Below are 3,892 nucleotides of genomic sequence, written 5' to 3' on the forward strand. Positions count from 1 at the left end.
GGATCACAATATCTGTCGATCCGATATACCGAACGCCTGGCGCTGGCTGACATAGACGCCTCGGTCGGCACGGTTGGTGACAGCTACGACAATGCACTGGCAGAGACTATCAATGGTTTATACAAGGCCGAGGTCATCCATCATCTGGGGCCATGGAAATCCATGGCGCAGGTCGAATGGGAAACCCTCAGATGGGTGGACTGGTATAATAACCGACGCCTGCTGGCGCCAATCGGCTACAGGCCGCCCGCCGAAGCCGAACGCGCCTTCTATGAAGATCAGAGCAGACTTGATATCGCTGCCTGATTACTGAACAAATCGCTCTCCGGTAAACCCGGGGCAGTTCAGGGCATCGATGACGCGTCGTTCCAGTTCCTCGCGGCGCATGTTGGTCCGGTTGTCGCAGGTGCCCTTGTTGCGTGCTGTCGAGCAGCCCAGCAGGGTGCCGGAGATCATCGAATAGCCACCACCGCAGCAGCCACATTTGCTGAGACCGGAGAACAGGTAGCGAGGACGACGTTTCTCGCGGAAATGGTCGGGCGATGACGTGTCGCGGGTGTTCCGGCTGGCGCTGACGCTGGCCTGTCGCGCCTTGACCGCGTCCCACAGGTCCTCATCGACGATCCGCAGTTCCGGCACCTCCTGGATTACCCATTCGGAGTCTGGGTTGGGACGGGCCTGCCGCTTGCCGGTGTCGGGATCCTTGATGAAATGCTGGCGGTTCCACACCAGCTTGCCCACGTACATCTCATTGTTGAGGATACCTGTGCCGCGTAGTCGGTTACCGTTGATGGTCGAGAAACCCCAGGCACCGCTGCCCGGTGCGGAGATGCCTTCGTCATTGAGGTGGAAGGCAATGGCGCGCGGCCCAGTCCAGCCGCGAAGTCGCGGAAGATGCGACGGACCACGTCCGCTTCTGCGGGATTGATGATCCGGTCGCCCCGGATGGGCTCCCCATTGGCGTCGAGTTTGCGTACCACGTCATAACCGTAGGCGTTGCCGCCGCCGGACTTGCCCTGTTCGACACGGCCGCGCAGGTCGCGATGGGTCTTCTCGGCGAGGTCCTTCAGGAACAGGGCGTTCATCGTGCCCTTGAGGCCGACGTGAAGGTGGGACACCTCGCCCTCAGAGAGGGTGACAATCCGCACACCGGCATAGTTCATGCGCTTGAAGACGCCAGCGATATCTTCCTGGTCGCGGGAGAGGCGATCCATCGCCTCGGCCAGCACGATCTGGAACCGTCCACGCTGTGCATCCGCGATCAGCGCCTGGATGCCGGGTCTCATCAGCGATGCGCCGGATATCGCGTGGTCGGTATACTCCTCGACGATGGTCCAGCCCTGTTTCTCCGCGTGGGTGCGGCAGACCCGGAGTTGGTCGGCGATCGAGGCGTCGCGCTGGTTGTCGGACGAATAGCGGGCGTAGAGCGCGACCTTCATGATGAGGTATCCTTACGGTCCGGAGCGGCGACGTTGCTCCTGTTGCTGAGACCGGAACCAGTCCCGTGCGGCACGACGGGCCATGAGGCGGACCAGCGCGATCAGGCGCGGGTCGGGGGCATTGGGCCGCAGGACGAGCCGTAACTCGGGCTCGGGCGGCCGATACGCCGGGACAATGGACTGGCTGGGTCTGTCCGTCATCGTCGCTCTCTTCCGACCGTATGGCAAGGAAAACAGGCTCACGATCCGGACAGATGACTGTTATTTCAATGGAAATCAGTAATATGGAAGATCGTATCTGCTCGTGCTCCAGCGTGCGGAATCGTAGTCATGGGTAGTCCCGGATAGACGCGCGTCGTACAAATACTGGTGTATGGCGGCGTTACGAAAGGGAAGGGGGAGTCATGAACGATATGGGAAAGCCGTTCTTTCGGCGGTAAGGACTTACTACCGATTCTGTGTCCGCAGCCGCGATGGCTGGCTTGGTCGGACAGAGATGAGCACTCGCCATCGCTATGTGTAGTCAGGGTAGGAGGCAGAGACGGTTGAAGCTTACACTTGGCACACAGTAACTCATCAGGGAATGACGGGCTGGCTGGCTCCATGTCATGTCGGCTATCGCCCGCAAGTCGGATGTTCAAGATACTTTGTCGCTGTCCGTATAGCGGACATGACTTATCCAATCAGCTATCGGTAAAGAGCCGATAGCTGACTCGCGTGTGGCATTCTGCCCACTCAAGGTTCGAATCTCATCGGGTAGACCAGTTCTGCCACCAGTGCCGAGGACAGCATCATGTGACCGCTCACATTGGTGATTCCTCCTGAAACAGGTAGTCTATTTTCTAGTCTGGCGACTTTTGATTGTTCCGAATAGCGGCAACTCATGCCTTCATGACGTCTGTCAGAGGCTTGTTCTGTATCATATCAAACTGTTTCATCATCTCCATAGTATTTATGCATGTCACGTCATGGGCAGCACTGCCACCATATCGTTGCGCAACAAACGGATCTCTGGTGGGACAGGCCCAGCAGCTACGCATCCACCGATTTCCGCAAAGATCGCCTTTGAAACGTAAGAAAAAACAAACTGACACGATCTTTTGTCAATAGAACCCGATTCTGCGATGAAGCCAAAGTGTCTTGTGATCCACCAGTCGCAAGTGTCGTTGGTAGTGTTCTCCTTCCACCATACAACGTTCAGAAAACCCCACGGGACCAATAAATTCGTGGAGTTTACTTTATTCGCATGTCTGATTGAATTCGATACTTCTAAAGTATGTCTACTCATGTCCTGTTACGAATGCGCGAAAACCACCCTGGTTTTTTTTTGGGGGGGGTGGATAAACCTGTGTGCCAGCAAGCGATTCAATGCGTGCGCAATTCCAGACACCATCGTCTATTGCTTGTTGGAGCATGGCCAATGTGACGGGCACTGTTGTCAGTTTGCGGACTGGTTTGCCCAGCAAAAGTTTCCAGATCAGAAATCGGAAAAAAACAAAGAGGATAGCGGGGATAATTAATAAAACTTGTGTTTCATCATTAAAATATCGATGAAAATCAAAATCCCCAACCTCGATTGAGAACGTTTCTGCATAGGCCTCTATGAAGTAATGAGCATCAATTCCATCCAGACCAAGATCTTCTACAATTCTTGTTGACAGTTGAATTTCATTTTCAGAAATTTTTTCTTCGGACATTAAGAAATTCTTGAATTTTTCTGAGAGAATATGCATCTAAAAAATCCTATCTTCAGGTTTAACTAGGCGGTTATACTGGTGAATAGTATTATAAACAATTTTTGATACGTCGTAAAAGATGATAGCAGCACCTACATAAGGTAAAGATCGTCCAACAGAAACGTCAATTTGTTTAGTAAGTATGTACTTCCAGTTTATAAATGGAACACCAGTAAATGCGGGAAGAATTATATATTTATGCTATAAGGCAAAGCGCTTCGTGCCATAATAGATGCAATGGAAGTTCCTTTTGTAGTTTTGTTAAATTTACCTCGAACTGTTATGTTGTTTTGACCGAGAAAGATAGCAGTTATTGCGTCGACATTATGAATTCCAAGTACTTTTCCTATTTCATCGATTGCGATATAAACAAATATCTATGATAGTATAAGGTTTTTATGTATACCATATGTATAGAGATTGCCCATTATTTTTTATCATTGATGGTACTTTTGTGATGAATTAATGTTTGTTGCTAAAGAATCGTTGATTCTGCATGATTGTGTTCTGTTAATAAAAAGTCTTATCAGTTTATTTCTCCCGTGTTTCGAAATCGGTTTTTGGGGAGATTGGTGGATGCGTGGCTGCTGGGCCTGCCCCATCAGAGATCCGTTAGTTTCTCAAGTGGACTTGTAACGGTTTTGTGCCGGTCATCTGAGCGTTTTAAGCTCGTATCAGGAGACCGACGAGATCATGAAGCATACGGAAGATTTCAAA

At 51.4% G+C, this 3,892-nt stretch carries 3 protein-coding genes and 1 pseudogene; 1 reads left to right on the plus strand and 3 read right to left on the minus strand.

Annotated elements, in window-relative coordinates:
- Nucleotides 1–306: integrase core domain-containing protein (locus tag HNR55_RS16450; RefSeq protein WP_184382790.1), on the plus strand; the 306-nt coding region annotated here is incomplete at its 5' end.
- Between the two features lie 39 nt (nt 307–345).
- Here HNR55_RS16450 and HNR55_RS16455 read toward each other — a convergent pair.
- The 3 genes and pseudogenes from HNR55_RS16455 to HNR55_RS16465 all read right to left on the minus strand — a co-directional run.
- Nucleotides 346–1,439: pseudogene (locus tag HNR55_RS16455) on the minus strand (recombinase family protein); the annotation flags it as partial.
- A 12-nt stretch (nt 1,440–1,451) separates the two neighbouring features.
- Entirely contained in the window at nt 1,452–1,640 is a 189-nt protein-coding gene (locus tag HNR55_RS16460) for a hypothetical protein (RefSeq protein ID WP_166117178.1), read from the minus strand.
- A 1,079-nt stretch (nt 1,641–2,719) separates the two neighbouring features.
- On the minus strand, nt 2,720–3,136 hold the full coding sequence (locus HNR55_RS16465) for a DUF1493 family protein (protein WP_166117180.1): 417 nt from the start codon (nt 3,134–3,136) through the stop codon (nt 2,720–2,722).
- Nucleotides 3,137–3,892 lie beyond the last annotated feature (756 nt).

The organism is Acetobacter lovaniensis, assembly GCF_014207635.1.
Taxonomy (GTDB): Bacteria; Pseudomonadota; Alphaproteobacteria; order Acetobacterales; family Acetobacteraceae; genus Acetobacter; species Acetobacter lovaniensis.